Consider the following 19256-nt stretch of genomic DNA (forward strand, 5'->3'; position numbering starts at 1 on the left):
TTAAGTAATGGGGGATAGTAAAATGTTAGTAGCTAAAGAAAATAATTTTGGGTTTATAAATAATTCTCAGCAAGATGAATATGAAATAGTATTAAAAGCAAACAAAGGGGACACAATAGCACTTGAGTATATAATTACCAAGTATAAAAACTTTGTTAAATCAAAGGCAAAGTCATACTTTTTAGTAGGAGCGGATAAAGAAGACATAATCCAAGAAGGTATGATAGGACTTTACAAAGCTATAAGAGATTTTGACGGTACAAAAACAAACTCTTTTAAGTGTTTCGCAGATATATGTATAACAAGGCAAATTATAACAGCAATAAAAACAGCAACAAGACAAAAACATATACCACTTAACTCTTATGTATCTTTGAACAAGCCTATATATGATGAAGAATCAGATAGAACTTTATTAGATATAATAGCAACAAGTATAATTACTGATCCAGAAGAATTAATAATAAGCAAAGAGGAACTTAAAAATATAGAATCAAAGATGAATGAAATTTTAAGTAAGTTGGAGCTAGAAGTTTTAGAATTGTACTTAAATGGCAAGTCTTATCAATACATAGCAGATAAATTGGATAGAGATGTTAAGTCTATTGATAATGCGTTACAAAGAGTGAAGAGAAAATTGGAAAAATATCTTGAAAACAGAAATAATTAATAGTAAAATACTTAGCATAAGCTTAATGTAAGCATTAACAAATATACAAAGGGAGGAATTCAAAATGGCTAAAGCTAAATTTGAAAGAAACAAGCCACACGTTAATATAGGAACAATAGGTCACGTTGACCACGGTAAAACTACATTAACTGCAGCTATAACAAAAACATTATACGATAGATATCAATTAGGGGAAGCAGTAGATTTCGCTAATATAGATAAAGCTCCAGAAGAAAGAGAAAGAGGAATCACAATATCAACTGCTCACGTTGAATATGAGACTCCAAACAGACATTACGCTCACGTTGACTGCCCAGGACACGCTGACTACGTTAAGAACATGATAACAGGTGCTGCTCAAATGGATGGTGCTATATTAGTTTGTTCTGCAACTGATGGACCAATGCCTCAAACAAGAGAGCATATATTATTATCAAGACAAGTTGGTGTACCATACATAGTAGTATTCTTAAACAAATGTGATATGGTAGACGATGAAGAATTATTAGAGTTAGTTGAAATGGAAGTTAGAGACTTATTAAATGAGTACGAGTTCCCAGGAGATGACACTCCAATAGTAAGAGGATCTGCTTTAATGGCATTACAAGATTCTTCTTCAGAGTGGGGAGATAAAATAGTTGAATTATTCGAGCAAATAGACGAATATATACCAGCTCCAGAGAGAGATGTAGATAAAGATTTCTTAATGCCAGTAGAAGACGTATTCTCTATAACAGGTAGAGGAACAGTTGCTACAGGTAGAGTTGAAAGAGGAATATTAAAGGTTCAAGACGAAGTTGAACTAGTAGGTTTAGCTGAAGAGCCAAGAAAATTAGTAGTAACAGGAGTAGAAATGTTCAGAAAGTTATTAGACCAAGCGCAAGCTGGAGATAACATAGGAGCATTAATAAGAGGTATACAAAGAAATGAAATAGAAAGAGGACAAGTTTTAGCTAAGCCAGGAACTGTTAAGCCTCACACTAAGTTCAATGCAGAAGTATACGTATTAAAGAAAGAAGAAGGTGGAAGACATACTCCATTCTTCGATGGATACAGACCACAATTCTACTTCAGAACAACTGACGTAACAGGAGCTTGTAAGTTACCAGAAGGTGTAGAAATGGTTATGCCTGGAGATAACATCCAAATGACTATAGAGTTAATAAACTCAATAGCAATAGAAGAAGGATTAAGATTCGCAATAAGAGAAGGTGGAAGAACAGTAGCATCAGGTGTTGTTGCTTCTATAATAGAGTAATTCTGTTATTTAAATATAAGTTTGAAAAACTAAAAAAAAGAGGGGGATATCCTCCTCTTTTTTTAACTTGAAACTAACAAAAACATTGACATGCCTACTAATTTGTGATAATTTATATGAGGTGATGATTCAAAAACGATAAATTGAACCTATTATACAGAGTAGGCAATAAAGTTAACAATATATATATTGTATTTACGAGTTGGAGGTGTAGCAGATGAGAGTTAAAGTAACTTTAGCATGTACAGAGTGTAAGCAAAGAAACTACAACACTACTAAAAACAAAAAGAATAACCCAGATAGAATAGAATTACAAAAATATTGTAGATTCTGTAAGAAGCATACTGCTCATAAAGAAACAAAATAGTTTTTATTAAGGATGTGAGTGTGGAATGGCTGCCCAAATAAATGAAAGTCCAAGAACTAAAAAGAAATTTAGTTTCGTTAGATATGTTAAGGAAACTAAAAGTGAATTAAAAAGAGTTACGTGGCCAACAAAGAAAGAGCTTTTAAAAAACACAGGAGTTGTTTTAACTGTTGTTGTTTCGGCTACTATCTTAGTATGGGCTTTAGATAGTGTATTATCTGGTGCACTAAATCTAATACTAAAATAGAAAGGGAGAATCAGAATGTCGGAATTACAAGAGGCTAGATGGTATGTAGTACATACTTATTCAGGTCATGAAAATAAAGTTAAAGCAACAATTGAAAAAGCTGTTAAAACTAGAGGTATGGAAGATTGCATAACTCAAGTGGTTGTCCCTACTGAAGATGTAGTTGAGACTACAAAAACTGGGAAAGAAAAAACTAGACAACGTAAGGTATTTCCAGGGTACGTACTAGTAAAAATGGTTATTACTGATGAATCTTGGTATGTCGTAAGAAATACTAAAGGGGTTACTGGATTTGTAGGACCAGGTTCTAAGCCAGTTCCTTTAAGTGAAGAAGAAGTAATAGCTATGGGCATAGATACAGCTGTTCCTAAATTAGTAAGCGGAGACATAAATTTTGAAATTGGCGAAGTAATAAAGGTTGCTAATGGTCCTTTTGAAGGACAAATAGGAACTATAGAAGAGATAGACCTGGAATCAAAAGAAGTAAAAGTGTGTATAGATGCTTTTGGTAAAAAAACTCTATTTGCAATAGACTACAAAGGCATAGAAAAATATAACTAGAGAATAAATAATCTGAGGAGGTGCGCTCAATGGCTAAAAAAGTTATAGGTCAAATAAAATTACAAATACCTGCAGGGAAAGCTACACCAGCTCCACCAGTTGGACCAGCATTAGGACAACACGGTGTTAACATAATGGGATTCACAAAGGAATTCAATGCTAAAACTGCAGATCAAGCTGGAATGATAATACCAGTTGTTATAACTGTTTATCAAGATAGATCTTTCAGTTTCATAACAAAAACTCCTCCAGCTGCAGTATTATTAAAGAAAGCTGCTGGATTAGATACTGCTTCAGGAGAGCCAAATAAGAAGAAGGTTGCTACTTTATCTTCAGCTAAGGTAAGAGAAATAGCTGAGTTAAAAATGCCTGACTTAAACGCTGCTTCAGTAGAATCTGCTATGAGAATGATAGCTGGTACTGCAAGAAGTATGGGTATCGTTGTTGAAGACTAATTAATATTAGATTAGTTATCTTCGCTTGAAAAAGTGGGAGGTAAAAAACCAATATAACCACAAGGAGGACATGAAAATGGCTAAAAAAGGTAAAAAATACGTAGAAGCTTTAAATAAGATAGATAGAACTAGATTATACGATGCTTCAGAAGCTTTAGCTTTAGTTGCAGAAGTTGCTACTGCTAAGTTTGATGAGACTGTAGAAGCTCATATAAAATTAGGTGTTGACTCAAGACACGCTGACCAACAAGTAAGAGGTGCGGTTGTATTACCACACGGAACTGGTAAAACTAAAAGAGTTTTAGTTTTTGCTAAAGGTGCAAAAGCTGAAGAAGCTACAAATGCTGGTGCTGACTTTGTAGGTGCTGAAGATTTAGTACAAAAAATACAAGGTGAAAACTGGTTTGAATTTGATGTAGTTGTTGCTACTCCAGACATGATGGGTGTAGTAGGTAGATTAGGTAGAGTATTAGGACCTAAAGGTTTAATGCCAAACCCTAAATCAGGAACAGTTACTTTCGATGTAGCTAAGGCTATAGATGAAATAAAAGCTGGTAAAGTTGAATATAGATTAGATAAAACTAACATAATACACGTTCCAGTAGGAAAAGTATCTTTCGGTGGAGAAAAGTTAACTGAAAACTTTGCTGCATTAATGGATGCTATAGTTAAGGCTAAGCCTGCTGCTGCTAAGGGACAATACTTAAAGAGCGTAGCTGTTACTTCAACTATGGGACCAGGAGTTAAAGTTAATCCTGCTAAAATAGCTGAATAATAAAAGCTTGACATTGATAAATAACGATGTTAAAATAATATTCGTTAATAAATAAAAAAGAATAGATTTGCCGTAGACAGTAGGTGCTTTAAGCTTAATATCCTACCGAGGTTTTAGATAAATTTTGATGCTAAAGCTTTTGTATGTCTATATGATTACAAAAGCTTTTATAAGTTGCGGCAGATAAAACCTATCGGATGAAGGAGGTGCTGACCAGATGAGAAAAGCTATAGAAGTAAAATCACATGTTGTTGCTGAAATAGTTGAGAAGTTACAAAACTCTTCTTCTGCTATAGTTGTTGATTACAAAGGATTAACAGTTGAAGAAGTAACTGAATTAAGAAAGAAAATGAGAGAAGCTGGTGTTGAATACAAAGTATATAAAAACACTTTAGTTAGAAAAGCAGCTAAAGAAGTTGGTATAGAACAATTCAATGACGAATTATTAGTAGGAACAAATGCGATAGCATTCGGATACGAAGATCCAGTTGCTCCAGCTAGAATAATAAAAGAATTTATGGATTCTCATCCAAAAATGGAATTAAAAATGGGTGTAGTTGAAGGAGAATTCTACGGTAAAGAAGATATCGTTGCATTCGCTAACATACCATCAAGAGAAGTACTTCTTGCTAAATTACTTGGAAGCTTAAAAGCTCCAGTATCAAACTTTGCATACTTATTAGATGCAATGATTAAGAAGCAAGAAGGTCAAGAAGCTTAATAATAGCTTAAAACTTAAGAATAAGAAAAAAATAACAATTATTAATTGAAAAGAATATAATTCGGAGGTGCTAACAATGACAATAGAACAAATATTAGAAGCTATAGAAAACATGAAAGTTTTAGAATTAAATGAATTAGTTAAAGCTGCAGAAGAGAAATTCGGAGTATCTGCTTCAGCTCCAGTTATGATGGCTGGTGCTGCTGCTGGTGGAGCTGCTGAAGAGAAAACTGAGTTTGATTTAGTATTAACAAGTGCTGGATCTTCAAAAGTTGGAGTTATAAAAGCTGTTAGAGAAATAACTGGATTAGGATTAAAAGAAGCTAAAGAATTAGTTGATAATGCTCCTAAGACATTAAAAGAAGCAGTTTCTAAAGATGAAGCTGAACAAATGAAAGAAAAGTTAGAAGCTGCTGGAGCTTCAGTAGAAGTTAAGTAGTTTTCTTTTAAAGAAGATGTCCTTTAGGGCATCTTTTTTTTTCCTAAAATACAAAAAATAACAGTATATTTTTTAAAAAAGCGAATTAGAGAATGATTTTTTGAACATAATAAATAATGCATGTTTTATGTCGAACAAAAAAAGCTAATATTATGCATATACATAAAAGTTATATATTGAAAAAAGCTTGCAATTATGTTAGAATTATTAGATGCGTTAGAATAAACTATGGTTTTATTTTTAATTATTGAGAGGTGAAAAGTGAATGCCACATCCTGTCACGATAGGTAAGAGAACTAGAATGAGCTACTCAAAAATAAAAGAGATAGCTGATGTACCAAATCTTATAGAAATACAATGCGATTCCTATGAGTGGTTTTTAAAAGAAGGTTTAAAAGAAGTGTTTGAAGACATTTCACCTATAGAAGATTATACAGGTAATCTTATATTAGAATTTGTTGATTATTCTTTAGACGAGAAACCGAAGTATGACATAGAAGAATGTAAAGAAAGAGATGCAACATATTGTGCACCTCTAAAAGTTAAAGTAAGACTTATAAATAAAGAAACAGGTGAAATAAAAGAACAAGAAGTATTTATGGGTGACTTCCCTTTAATGACAGAAAAGGGAACTTTCATAATAAACGGAGCAGAAAGAGTTATAGTAAGTCAGTTAGTTAGATCTCCTGGAGTTTACTATGCTCAAGAAATGGATAAGTCAGGTAAAAGACTTATATCATCTACTGTTATACCAAACAGAGGTGCGTGGTTAGAATACGAAACTGATTCTAATGATGTTATATCTGTAAGAGTTGACAGAACAAGAAAACAACCTGTTACAGTCTTATTAAGAGCATTTGGAATAGGTTCAGATGCAGAAATAATAGAGCTATTAGGCGAAGATGAAAGATTAATGGCTACATTAGAAAAAGATAACACAAAAACTGTTGAAGAAGGTCTTATAGAAATATACAAAAAATTAAGACCAGGTGAACCTCCAACAGTAGAAAGTGCATCATCATTATTAAATGCATTATTCTTTGATGCTAAGAGATATGACTTAGCTAAAGTTGGTAGATACAAGTTTAACAAAAAACTTGCATTATGCTATAGAATAATGAACAAAATTTCAGCTAACGATATTATAAATCCAGAAACAGGGGAAGTATTTGTTAAAGCTGAAGAAAAAATATCTTTAGAGGTAGCTGTTGCTATACAAAACTCAGGAATAAATGTTGTTGAGTTATTGACTGAAGATGAAAAAGTTGTAAAAGTTATAGGGAATAACTTTGTAGATATAAAATCACATATAAACTTTGATATAGACGATTTAAGGATAAAAGAAAAAGTTCACTACCCAACTTTAAAAGAAATTTTAGATGAGTATAGTGAAGAAGAAGAGATAAAAGAAGCTATAAAATCTAGAATGAAAGAACTTATACCAAAGCATATATTATTAGATGACATAATTGCTTCTATAAGCTACCAATTTAATATATTCTATGGAATAGGTAATATAGATGATATAGATCATTTAGGAAACAGAAGAATAAGATCAGTTGGTGAATTACTACAAAACCAAGTTAGAATAGGTCTTTCAAGAATGGAAAGAGTTATAAAGGAAAGAATGACGGTTCAAGATATGGAATCTATAACTCCTCAAGCATTAGTAAACATAAGACCTGTTTCAGCTGCAATAAAAGAATTCTTTGGTAGTTCTCAGCTATCGCAATTCATGGACCAAACAAACCCATTATCAGAGTTAACTCACAAGAGAAGACTATCAGCACTTGGACCAGGAGGACTTTCAAGAGAAAGAGCTGGATTCGAAGTTCGTGACGTTCACCATTCTCACTACGGAAGAATGTGTCCGATAGAGACTCCAGAGGGACCAAACATCGGTCTTATAAACTCTCTAGGAACATATGCTAAAATAAATGAATTTGGATTTATAGAGTCTCCTTATAGAAAATATGATAAGGAGAGCGGAAAAGTTACAGATGAAATACATTACTTAACAGCTGACGAAGAAGATTTATTCATAAGAGCTCAAGCAAATGAGCCTTTAGATGATAATGATGCATTCGTAAACAGCAGAGTTGTATGTAGAACTGTAAATGGTGCCATGGAATTAGTTCCTACTGAAAAAGTTGACTACATGGATATATCTCCTAAGCAAGTTGTGTCTATAGCAACAGCTATGATACCATTCTTAGAGAATGATGACGCCAACCGTGCGCTTATGGGATCAAACATGCAACGTCAAGCAGTACCACTAGTAAGAAGAGAAGCACCTATCATAGGTACAGGTGTTGAATATAGAGCTGCTAAAGACTCTGGAGCAGTTGTAGTTGCTAAAAATGCTGGTATAGCAGAAAAAGTAAGTGCAGAAGAGATAATCATAAGAAGAGAAGATGGAAATAAAGATAGATATAAGTTACTTAAGTTTAAGCGTTCAAACCAAGGTACTTGTATAAATCAAACTCCTATAATAAATAAAAATGATAAGATAGAAGCTGGAGATGTTATAGCTGATGGACCATCTACTGAAATGGGAGAAGTAGCTTTAGGAAGAAACTGCTTCATAGCATTCATGACATGGGAAGGTTACAACTATGAGGATGCTATCTTAATAAATGAAAGACTTGTAAAAGAAGATAGACTATCTACTATTCATATAGAAGAATATGAATGTGAAGCTAGAGATACTAAACTAGGACCAGAAGAAATAACTAGAGATATACCTAACGTCGGAGAAAGTGCTATAAAGAACTTAGACGAAAGAGGTGTAATCAGAATAGGTGCAGAAGTTGACTCTGGAGATATATTAGTAGGTAAAGTAACTCCTAAAGGAGAAACAGAACTTACTGCAGAGGAAAGATTACTTCGTGCTATATTCGGAGAAAAAGCTAGAGAAGTTAGAGATACTTCATTAAAAGTACCTCATGGAGAATCTGGTATAATAGTTGACGTAAAAGTATTCACAAGAGAAAATGGAGATGATTTATCTCCAGGAGTGAATGAATTAGTTAGATGTTATATAGCTAAGAAGAGAAAAATAAGAGTTGGAGATAAAATGGCCGGACGTCATGGTAATAAAGGGGTTATCTCAAGAGTATTACCTGAAGAAGATATGCCGTTCATGGAAAATGGTCAACCACTTGATATAGTTCTTAACCCACAAGGTATACCATCTCGTATGAACATCGGACAGGTTCTTGAGGTTCATTTAGGTCTTGCTGCTAAAACTTTAGGATGGCATGTAGCTACATCAGTATTTGATGGAGCGAAAGAGCCTGATATAAGAAAAGCATTAGTAGAAGCAGGATACCCAGAAGATGGAAAAGTAACTTTATATGATGGTAGAACCGGAGATGCGTTTGACAATAGAATTACAGTTGGATACATGTACATGTTAAAACTACATCACTTAGTTGATGATAAGTTACATGCAAGAAGTACAGGACCATACTCTTTAGTAACTCAACAACCGCTTGGTGGTAAAGCACAATTCGGTGGTCAGAGATTCGGAGAGATGGAGGTTTGGGCATTAGAAGCATATGGTGCTGCTCACATACTTCAAGAAATTCTTACAGTTAAGTCAGATGACGTTGTAGGACGTGTTAGAACTTACGAAGCTATCGTTAAAGGTGAAAATATACCTGAACCAGGTATACCAGAATCATTTAAAGTTTTAATAAAAGAACTTCAAAGTTTATGCTTAGATGTAAAAGTATTAACAGAAGAAGATCAAGAAATAGAAGTAAGAGAGTCTATAGATATAGATGAGGATGCTAAAGAGTTTGAATTAGATGTTATGGAAAACATAAGCGAACTTGAAGAAAATAGCATAGTTGAAGAAATAGATAATCTTGAAACATCAGAAGAAGTAGAAGAATTAGAATTTGAAGAAGACGTAGTTTACGAAGATTTAAATTACGACGATGAAGACTTTGATATATAGTTTCTTATTTTAAGTAAATCTCAAATAGAAGGGAGAGAACTCCTTGTTTGAACTAAACAATTTCGAGTCAATAAAAATAGCATTGGCTTCTCCAGAAAAAATAAGACAATGGTCTAGAGGAGAAGTAAAAAAGCCTGAAACAATAAACTACCGTACACTTAAGCCTGAGAAAGATGGTCTTTTCTGTGAAAGAATATTTGGACCACAAAAGGACTGGGAGTGTCACTGTGGAAAGTACAGAAGAGTTAGATATAAAGGTGTTGTTTGTGATAGATGTGGAGTAGAAGTAACTAAGGCGAAGGTAAGAAGAGAAAGAATGGGACATATAGAGCTAGCAGCTCCTATGTCTCATATCTGGTACTTCAAAGGGATACCAAGTAGAATGGGACTTCTACTTGATATGTCTCCTAGATCGTTAGAAAAAATATTATACTTTGCATCTTATGTAGTAACCAATCCTGGTGAAACTGGATTAAATGAAAAGCAATTATTAACAGAAAAAGAATACAGAACTGCTGTAGAAAAGTATGGATATAATACTTTCGAAGTAGGAATGGGTGCTGAAGCTGTTAAGAAGCTTTTAAAAAACATAGACTTAGAGCAACAAAGTAAAGAATTAAGAGCTGAACTAAAAGATAGTACAGGTCAAAAAAGAGTTAGGACTATAAGAAGATTAGAAGTTGTAGAAGCATTTAAGAAATCTGGAAATAAACCAGAGTGGATGATATTAGATGCTATTCCAGTTATACCACCTGATTTAAGACCGATGGTTCAATTAGATGGAGGAAGATTTGCAACATCTGACTTAAATGACTTATACAGAAGAGTTATAAATAGAAATAACAGATTAAAGAGATTATTAGAGCTTGGAGCTCCAGACATCATTGTAAGAAATGAGAAGAGAATGCTTCAAGAAGCTGTAGATGCTTTAATAGACAATGGTAGAAGAGGTAGACCAGTAACTGGACCAGGAAATAGACCATTAAAGTCGTTATCAGATATGCTTAAAGGTAAGCAAGGACGTTTCCGTCAAAACTTACTTGGTAAGCGTGTTGACTACTCAGGACGTTCTGTTATAGTTGTTGGACCGGAACTTAAATTCTATCAATGTGGTCTTCCTAAGAAGATGGCTCTTGAATTATTCAAGCCATTCGTTATGGATAGATTAGTTAAAGAAGGATATGCACACAACATAAAGAGTGCAAAATCTATAGTAGAAAAAGTTAAGCCGGAAGTTTGGGATGTATTAGAAGATGTTATAGAAGGACATCCAGTAATGCTTAACCGTGCTCCGACTCTTCATAGATTAGGTATACAAGCATTTGAACCAGTTTTAGTTGAAGGAAAAGCTATAAAATTACATCCATTAGTATGTACAGCGTACAACGCTGACTTCGATGGTGACCAAATGGCGGTACATGTTCCTTTATCTGTTGAAGCTCAAGCTGAGGCAAGATTCTTAATGTTATCTATAAATAACATACTTGCTCCTAAAGATGGTTCTCCTATAACTACTCCTTCTCAGGATATGGTTCTAGGATGCTACTACTTAACAATAGAAGCTCAAGAAGGTGCTAGAGGTACTGGAATGGTCTTCAAAGATTATAATGAAATGATGCTTGCTTATGATAATAAGGCGGTTACATTACACTCACTAGTTAAAGTAAGAAGAACTGTTGAGGGTGTTGGAACTCAATTAGTAGAAGCAACTGTTGGTAGATTTATATTTAATGAAAATATACCTCAAGACTTAGGATTCGTTGATAGAAACGAAGACAAATTTGCTTTAGAAGTAGATTTCTTAGCAGATAAAAAGTCTTTAGGAAAAATAATAGATAAGTGTTTCAGAAAGCATGGAAACACAGTAACTGCTGAGATGTTAGACCATATAAAATCTTTAGGATTTAAATATTCTACAAGAGGTGGTATAACTGTTGCTGTTGCAGATATGAAAATACCAGAAGCTAAGAAAGGTTATATAATTGAAGCTGAAGGTAAGGTTGATAAATATGAAAAAGCATATAGAAGAGGTCTTATATCTAACGAGGAAAGATATGAGAGAGTAATAGAAACTTGGACAGAAACTACTGAAAAAGTTACAGATGCTCTTATGGCTAACCTAGATAGATTAAACAACATCTTCATAATGGCTCACTCTGGAGCCAGAGGTTCTAAGAACCAGATAAGACAGTTAGCTGGTATGCGTGGTCTGATGGCCAATGCATCTGGTAAGACAGTTGAAATACCAGTTAAATCTAACTTCCGTGAAGGTTTATCAGTACTTGAATACTTTACATCTTCACATGGAGCTAGAAAGGGTCTTGCCGATACAGCTCTGCGTACAGCTGACTCAGGATACTTAACAAGAAGACTTGTTGATGTCAGTCAAGATGTTATTGTTAGAGATGTTGATTGTGGGACAACAGAAGATACAGAAATCTTTGCAATAAAAGATGGAAATGAAGTAATAGAAGAATTATATGATAGAATAGTGGGAAGATACACTATAGATCCTGTAGTTCACCCAGAAACAGGTGAGGTAATCGTTGAAGCTGATTCTATGATACAAGAAGATCAAGCTGAAAAGATTATAGAAGCGGGAATAGAAATAGTTAAGATAAGAACAGTTCTTAATTGTAAAACTAACCATGGAGTATGTTCTAAGTGTTATGGTAGAAACTTAGCTACTGGTAAAGAAGTTAATATAGGAGAAGCTGTTGGTATAATAGCTGCTCAATCAATCGGTGAACCTGGTACTCAGCTTACAATGCGTACATTCCATACAGGTGGGGTTGCCGGAGGAGATATAACACAAGGTCTTCCAAGGGTAGAGGAATTATTTGAAGCTAGAAAGCCAAAAGGTCTTGCTACAATAACTGAAGTACCAGGTAGAGTAGAAATAGATGAAACTGGTAAGAGAAAAGAAGTTACAGTAGTTCCAGAACAAGGTGAAGCACAAGTATATGCTATACCATATGGTTCAAGATTAAGAGTTAAAAATGGTCAATTTGTAGAAGCTGGAGAAGCTTTAACTCAAGGATCAATAAATCCTCATGATATAGTAAGAGTTAAAGGTATTGAAGGTGTTCAAGACTATGTTGTTAAAGAAGTTCAAAGAGTTTATAGAATGCAAGGGGTTGACATCAACGATAAACATATAGAGGTAATTGTTAGACAAATGCTATCTAAAGTTAAAGTTGAAGATCCAGGTGATACTGATTTATTACCAGGAGGATATGAAGATGTTCTTACATTCAATAAAACAAATGAAGAAGCTGAAGCTCAAGGTTTAAGACCTGCATCAGCTAAGAGAGTTTTACTTGGTATAACTAAAGCATCTCTTGCAACAGAATCTTTCTTATCAGCTGCATCATTCCAAGAAACTACTAGAGTATTAACAGAAGCTGCTATAAAAGGAAAAGAAGATCACTTAATAGGTCTTAAAGAAAATGTTATAATAGGTAAGTTAATACCAGCAGGAACAGGAATGAAGAGATACAAAAATATAGCAGTTGAAAAAATAGAAGAATAATTTTACTTTGTTATATAAACTAAACATCCTTGACATAAGGTGTCGCTGATGCTAAAATGTAAAGGTATGTGAAGTAAAGATATTAAATATTACTAAGGGCCAAGCTCTTAGTAATATTTTAAATATATTTTATTTTAACTAATAAAAAGCATAATAATATGCACCAAACTAAAGAGCTAAAACCACAAATGTGTGTTATAGACATTTATTGCATTGTAGCAGATTTGCTACATATTATATCAATATGAGTTCATATTGATGTAGTTGGCGGTCATTTAAGATCGAAAAATTTGGAAGGAGGTGCAGATGATGCCAACAATTAACCAATTAGTTCGTAAGAGAAGAAAAGCGATAGAGAAGAAATCTACTGCTCCAGCATTACAAAAAGGATACGATTCTTTACACAAGAAATCAACTGATACTAGTGCTCCACAAAAAAGAGGGGTTTGTACTTCAGTTAAAACATTTACTCCTAAGAAACCTAACTCAGCTTTAAGAAAAGTTGCCAGAGTTAGATTAACTAACGGTATAGAAGTTTCTGCTTATATACCAGGAGAAGGACATAACTTACAAGAACATAGTGTTGTTCTTATAAGAGGAGGAAGAGTTAAAGACCTTCCAGGGGTTAGATACCACATATTAAGAGGTACATTAGATACAGCTGGTGTTGATAAGAGAATGCAAGCTAGATCTAAGTACGGTGCTAAGAGACCTAAACCTGCAAAAAAATAAGCAATTAAAAATCAATTATAGTTCGGTGCTTTAAATATATAAATATTTATGGCATCACGGCGTTTTATATGATGTCGAGTACCTATGATTTAAGATTAAATAATTAAGGAGGGAAGCAAAATGCCAAGAAAAGGTAATGTTCCAAAAAGAGAAGTTTTACCAGATCCATTATACGGAAGTAAGGTAGTAACTAAGTTAATAAATAACTTAATGATAGATGGGAAAAAAGGGAAATCTCAAAAGATAGTATATGATGCTTTCGAGATAATCGCTGAAAAAACTGGAGAAAATGCTTTAGAAATTTTCGAAGCAGCTATGGAAAATATAATGCCTGTTTTAGAGGTTAAAGCTAGAAGAGTTGGTGGAGCTAACTACCAAGTTCCAGTTGAGGTTAGACCTGAAAGAAGACAAACTTTAGGATTAAGATGGTTAGTAAACTATACTAGAGCTCGTGGTGAAAAAGGTATGGTTGAAAAGCTAGCTAAAGAAATAATGGATGCTGCTAACAATACAGGAGCTTCTGTTAAGAAGAAAGAAGATACTCATAAGATGGCAGAAGCTAATAAAGCATTTGCTCATTACAGATTCTAATAATAGGATATATTTGATATCCTTTTATTAGATTAGGATGTCGTAAGGAGGAGAATCATGGCTAGAAAGTTTCCTTTAGAAAGAACTAGAAATATAGGAATCATGGCTCATATAGATGCTGGAAAAACTACTACTACAGAAAGAATCCTATTCTATACAGGGCAAACTCATAAAATAGGAGAAACTCACGAAGGAGCTTCTCAAATGGACTGGATGGAGCAAGAGAAGGAGAGAGGTATAACAATAACTTCTGCTGCTACTACTGCTGCATGGAAAGACCATAGAATAAACATAATAGATACACCAGGTCACGTCGACTTTACAGTTGAGGTTGAAAGATCTCTAAGAGTTCTTGATGGATCAGTTGCTGTATTCTGTGCTAAGGGTGGGGTTGAGCCTCAATCTGAGAATGTATGGAGACAAGCTGATAACTACGGTGTACCTAGAATAGCATTCGTAAATAAGATGGACATCATGGGTGCAGATTTCTACAATGTTGTACAAATGATGAAAGACAGATTAAGTGCAAATGCTGTACCAATGCAATTACCAATAGGTAAGGAAGATTGGTTAGAAGGTGAAGTTGACTTATTAGAAATGAAAGCTCATATCTATAAAGATGACTTAGGTATTGAAATAGAAATAACTGAAATACCAGAAGATATGAAAGAATTAGCTCAAGAGTGGAGAGAAAAAATGGTTGAAGCAGTAGCTGAAACTGACGAAGAGTTAATGATGAAATATCTTGAAGGTGAAGAGCCAACTATAGAAGAATTAAAAGCTGCTATAAGAAAGGCTACAATAGCTTGTGAACTTAATCCAGTATTCTGTGGATCTGCTTACAAGAACAAAGGTGTTCAGTTATTATTAGATGCTGTTATAGACTACTTACCAGCTCCAACTGATATAGCTTCTATAAAAGGTATATTAGAAGATGGAGAAGAAGCAGAAAGACATTCATCTGATGAAGAACCATTCTCAGCTTTAGCATTCAAAATAATGACTGACCCATTCGTTGGGAAGTTAGCATTCTTCAGAGTTTACTCAGGAACACTAGAAAGTGGTTCTTATATCCTGAATGCTACTAAAGGTAAGAGAGAGAGAATAGGACGTATACTACAAATGCATGCTAATACTAGAGAAGAAATATCTATAGTATATGCAGGGGATATAGCTGCAGCAGTAGGATTAAAAGATACTACTACTGGAGATACTTTATGTGATCCAGCTAACCCAATAATACTTGAATCTATGGAATTCCCTGAGCCAGTTATAGATGTTGCTATAGAGCCTAAATCAAAAGCTGCTCAAGAAAAGATGGGTGTTGCTCTTCAAAAGTTAGCTGAAGAGGATCCAACTTTCAGAGTTAGAACTGATGAAGAAACTGGACAAACTATAATCGGTGGTATGGGTGAATTACACTTAGAGATAATAGTAGACAGATTATTAAGAGAATTTAAAGTTGAAGCTAACGTTGGTGCTCCACAAGTTGCTTATAGAGAAACTATAACTCAACCAGTTGATGTTGAGTACAAGTACTCTAAGCAATCAGGTGGTAGAGGACAATATGGTCACGTTAAGATCAGAGTTAATCCTCAAGAACCAGGTGAAGGATATAAATTTGAAAACAAAACTGTTGGTGGATCTGTACCGAAAGAGTACGTTGGACCAACAGATGCAGGTATACAAGGAGCTATGGCTTCAGGTATAGTTGCTGGATACCCAGTTGTTGACGTTGCTGTTGAGTTATACGATGGATCATATCATGAGGTTGACTCTTCAGAAATGGCATTCAAGATGGCAGGATCAATGGCTATGAAGGACGCTCTTAAGAGAGGAAACTCTGTATTACTTGAGCCATACTTCAAAGTTGAAGTTGTTACTCCAGAAGAATACATGGGAGACGTTATGGGTGGATTAAACTCTAAGAGAGGTTTAATCCAAGGTATGGAAGCTAGATCTGGTGCACAAGTTATAAATGCATTCGTTCCACTTTCAGAAATGTTTGGATACTCTACAGAGTTAAGATCTTCTACTCAAGGTCGTGCAACATACACTATGATATTCGACCATTATGAGCAAGTTCCAGCTTCAGTTGCTAAGAAAATAGCTGAAGGTAAATAATTAATTAATTTAATTAATTTTGTATATAATAAAAAAATAAGGCGAGGGAATCCTCGTCTTACAAAAAATAAAACCAATATTAAAGGGAGGAATTCAAAATGGCTAAAGCTAAATTTGAAAGAAACAAGCCACACGTTAATATAGGAACAATAGGTCACGTTGACCACGGTAAAACTACATTAACTGCAGCTATAACAAAAACATTATACGATAGATATCAATTAGGGGAAGCAGTAGATTTCGCTAATATAGATAAAGCTCCAGAAGAAAGAGAAAGAGGAATCACAATATCAACTGCTCACGTTGAATATGAGACTCCAAACAGACATTACGCTCACGTTGACTGCCCAGGACACGCTGACTACGTTAAGAACATGATAACAGGTGCTGCTCAAATGGATGGTGCTATATTAGTTTGTTCTGCAACTGATGGACCAATGCCTCAAACAAGAGAGCATATATTATTATCAAGACAAGTTGGTGTACCATACATAGTAGTATTCTTAAACAAATGTGATATGGTAGACGATGAAGAATTATTAGAGTTAGTTGAAATGGAAGTTAGAGACTTATTAAATGAGTACGAGTTCCCAGGAGATGACACTCCAATAGTAAGAGGATCTGCTTTAATGGCATTACAAGATTCTTCTTCAGAGTGGGGAGATAAAATAGTTGAATTATTCGAGCAAATAGACGAATATATACCAGCTCCAGAGAGAGATGTAGATAAAGATTTCTTAATGCCAGTAGAAGACGTATTCTCTATAACAGGTAGAGGAACAGTTGCTACAGGTAGAGTTGAAAGAGGAATATTAAAGGTTCAAGACGAAGTTGAACTAGTAGGTTTAGCTGAAGAGCCAAGAAAATTAGTAGTAACAGGAGTAGAAATGTTCAGAAAGTTATTAGACCAAGCGCAAGCTGGAGATAACATAGGAGCATTAATAAGAGGTATACAAAGAAATGAAATAGAAAGAGGACAAGTTTTAGCTAAGCCAGGAACTGTTAAGCCTCACACTAAGTTCAATGCAGAAGTATACGTATTAAAGAAAGAAGAAGGTGGAAGACATACTCCATTCTTCGATGGATACAGACCACAATTCTACTTCAGAACAACTGACGTAACAGGAGCTTGTAAGTTACCAGAAGGTGTAGAAATGGTTATGCCTGGAGATAACATCCAAATGACTATAGAGTTAATAAACTCAATAGCAATAGAAGAAGGATTAAGATTCGCAATAAGAGAAGGTGGAAGAACAGTAGCATCAGGTGTTGTTGCTTCTATAATAGAGTAATCTATTATCCACTATATATAAGAGGAAGATGTTTATCATCTTCCTCTTTTTTATGTAACTAAAGAAATTAGAAATGTTTTTTAAAAAGATATAAAGAATGTAAGTAAGAAGTGTTTTTTATAAAGTGGAAATTAAGATAAATTGAAAATTTTATTTAATTATTATAAAAAATAAAAATCATTGACAAAATTGCTGAAAGAATATATACTATCTTAGTACCCGTTAAGATTCTCAACACAAAATTTGTAGTAAGTTTTACATACAAAAAATATTTTGTAAAATTATAAAAAAAACTTGAAAAAAAGTAAAAAATAATATAAACTATAATAGTGTGCTTGAGAGATGCGAAATGAAAGACAAGTAAAGTAATATCCTAGAGATAGGCGACGAGATGCCGATTTTTAAAAAAACACAACACACCCGGAACTGTGTATCGGTATCAGTCGTGCGTAACCAAAAAAATTAAACGTACGATAAAGGAGGGAAACTAAAATGGCTAACAATGGAAAAATAAGAATAAGATTAAAGTCATATGATCACAAATTATTAGATTTTTCAGCTGCTAAAATAGTTGAAACTGCTAAAAAAGCTGGATCACAAGTTTCAGGACCTGTGCCACTACCAACTGAAAAGCAAGTTGTAACTATATTAAGAGCTGTACACAAGTATAAGGACTCTAGAGAGCAATTCGAAATGAGAACTCATAAGAGATTAATAGACATAGCAAACCCAACACCTAAGACAGTTGACTCATTAATGAAGTTAGACTTACCAGCTGGTGTTGATATAGAAATAAAGTTATAAGATAAGCCTCTAAGATACGATCCTATAAGGCAACTATCTTAGAATGATTATGAGAAATCATAATCCGCTGTAAGATTATAGGAGGTGCGATATGAAAGGAATATTAGGAAAAAAGTTAGGAATGACTCAAATATTCACTGAAGCAGGGAATGTAGTACCTGTAACTGTTGTTGAAGCAGGACCAGTAGTGGTTACTCAAATAAAAACAACAGAAAAAGAAGGATACAATGCAGTTCAAGTAGGTTTTGTAGATGCTAAAGAGAAATCTTTAAACAAGCCTCAAAAAGGACATCTTGCTGCTGCTAACGTATTAAAGAAACACTTAAAAGAATTCAGAATGGATTCAGTAGAAGAGTTCACAGTAGGACAAGAAATGAAAGCTGATATATTTGCAGCTGGAGAAATGATAGATGTTACTGGAACAAGTAAAGGTAAGGGATTCCAAGGTCCAATAAAGAGACATGGTCAATCAAGAGGTCCTGAATCTCACGGTTCTAGATACCACAGAAGACCAGGTTCAATGGGAGCATGTTCTTTCCCAGGTAGAGTTTTCAAAAACAAAAAACTTGCTGGTCACATGGGTAGCGTTACAGTAACTGTTCAAAACTTAGAAGTAGTTAGAGTAGATGCTGATAAGAACCTTATATTAGTTAAGGGTGCTATACCAGGAGCTAAAGGTTCAGTAGTAACTATAAAAGAAGCAGTAAAGGCTTCTAAATAATAA

The 19256-nt window shown here is 34.2% G+C and carries 17 protein-coding genes and 1 other annotated feature; all 17 genes read left to right on the forward strand.

Features of this window, described 5'->3' with window-relative positions; genetic code table 11:
- Positions 1-22: 22 nt before the first annotated feature.
- The gene (gene sigH / locus VN21_RS12020; protein ID WP_046823500.1) at positions 23-670 is read left to right on the forward strand and encodes an RNA polymerase sporulation sigma factor SigH; all 648 of its coding nucleotides are present in this window, start codon (positions 23-25) and stop codon (positions 668-670) included.
- 64 nt (positions 671-734) lie between these two features.
- Positions 735-1928: an elongation factor Tu gene (gene tuf, locus VN21_RS12025; RefSeq protein ID WP_046823501.1), complete on the forward strand. Its 1194-nt coding sequence runs from the start codon at positions 735-737 to the stop codon at positions 1926-1928.
- Positions 1929-2145: 217 nt separating this feature from the next.
- Positions 2146-2295, forward strand: coding sequence for a 50S ribosomal protein L33 (gene rpmG / locus VN21_RS12030; RefSeq protein WP_021121979.1), 150 nt, complete (start codon positions 2146-2148; stop codon positions 2293-2295).
- 25 nt (positions 2296-2320) lie between these two features.
- On the forward strand, positions 2321-2542 hold the full coding sequence (gene secE / locus VN21_RS12035) for a preprotein translocase subunit SecE (protein WP_021428169.1): 222 nt from the start codon (positions 2321-2323) through the stop codon (positions 2540-2542).
- A gap of 15 nt (positions 2543-2557) precedes the next feature.
- The gene (gene nusG, locus VN21_RS12040; RefSeq protein ID WP_025161504.1) at positions 2558-3103 is read left to right on the forward strand and encodes a transcription termination/antitermination protein NusG; all 546 of its coding nucleotides are present in this window, start codon (positions 2558-2560) and stop codon (positions 3101-3103) included.
- Positions 3104-3132: 29 nt separating this feature from the next.
- Positions 3133-3558 (forward strand): 50S ribosomal protein L11, encoded by a 426-nt coding sequence (gene rplK, locus VN21_RS12045; protein ID WP_025161505.1) that lies wholly within the window; start codon positions 3133-3135, stop codon positions 3556-3558.
- Positions 3559-3634: 76 nt separating this feature from the next.
- The gene (rplA, locus tag VN21_RS12050; RefSeq protein ID WP_046823502.1) at positions 3635-4333 is read left to right on the forward strand and encodes a 50S ribosomal protein L1; all 699 of its coding nucleotides are present in this window, start codon (positions 3635-3637) and stop codon (positions 4331-4333) included.
- A gap of 52 nt (positions 4334-4385) precedes the next feature.
- Positions 4386-4513, forward strand: a sequence feature (ribosomal protein L10 leader region).
- 37 nt (positions 4514-4550) lie between these two features.
- Entirely contained in the window at positions 4551-5054 is a 504-nt protein-coding gene (gene rplJ / locus VN21_RS12055; RefSeq protein WP_021428184.1) for a 50S ribosomal protein L10, read from the forward strand.
- A 76-nt stretch (positions 5055-5130) separates the two neighbouring features.
- Complete coding sequence (rplL, locus tag VN21_RS12060) at positions 5131-5493, forward strand: 50S ribosomal protein L7/L12 (RefSeq protein WP_021428185.1); 363 nt, start codon at positions 5131-5133, stop codon at positions 5491-5493.
- A 265-nt stretch (positions 5494-5758) separates the two neighbouring features.
- Positions 5759-9457, forward strand: coding sequence for a DNA-directed RNA polymerase subunit beta (rpoB, locus tag VN21_RS12065; RefSeq protein ID WP_046823503.1), 3699 nt, complete (start codon positions 5759-5761; stop codon positions 9455-9457).
- Between the two features lie 43 nt (positions 9458-9500).
- A complete protein-coding gene (rpoC, locus tag VN21_RS12070; RefSeq protein WP_046823504.1) occupies positions 9501-12989 on the forward strand; it encodes a DNA-directed RNA polymerase subunit beta' in 3489 nt (1162 codons plus the stop codon).
- Positions 12990-13298: 309 nt separating this feature from the next.
- Positions 13299-13721, forward strand: a complete 423-nt coding sequence (rpsL, locus tag VN21_RS12075) for a 30S ribosomal protein S12 (RefSeq protein ID WP_021431497.1) — start codon at positions 13299-13301, stop codon at positions 13719-13721.
- Between the two features lie 120 nt (positions 13722-13841).
- The gene (rpsG, locus tag VN21_RS12080; RefSeq protein WP_046823505.1) at positions 13842-14312 is read left to right on the forward strand and encodes a 30S ribosomal protein S7; all 471 of its coding nucleotides are present in this window, start codon (positions 13842-13844) and stop codon (positions 14310-14312) included.
- A 57-nt stretch (positions 14313-14369) separates the two neighbouring features.
- Positions 14370-16436 carry an elongation factor G gene (gene fusA, locus VN21_RS12085; protein ID WP_046823506.1) on the forward strand — a complete coding sequence of 689 codons (2067 nt, stop codon included), beginning with the start codon at positions 14370-14372 and terminating at the stop codon, positions 16434-16436.
- 98 nt (positions 16437-16534) lie between these two features.
- Entirely contained in the window at positions 16535-17728 is a 1194-nt protein-coding gene (gene tuf, locus VN21_RS12090; RefSeq protein ID WP_046823501.1) for an elongation factor Tu, read from the forward strand.
- A 492-nt stretch (positions 17729-18220) separates the two neighbouring features.
- A complete protein-coding gene (rpsJ, locus tag VN21_RS12095) occupies positions 18221-18532 on the forward strand; it encodes a 30S ribosomal protein S10 (RefSeq protein ID WP_021431502.1) in 312 nt (103 codons plus the stop codon).
- 91 nt (positions 18533-18623) lie between these two features.
- Positions 18624-19253, forward strand: coding sequence for a 50S ribosomal protein L3 (rplC, locus tag VN21_RS12100; protein WP_025162558.1), 630 nt, complete (start codon positions 18624-18626; stop codon positions 19251-19253).
- The last annotated feature ends 3 nt before the right edge of the window (positions 19254-19256 follow it).

This window comes from Paraclostridium benzoelyticum (assembly GCF_001006285.1).
GTDB classification, from domain to species: domain Bacteria; phylum Bacillota; class Clostridia; order Peptostreptococcales; family Peptostreptococcaceae; genus Paraclostridium; species Paraclostridium benzoelyticum.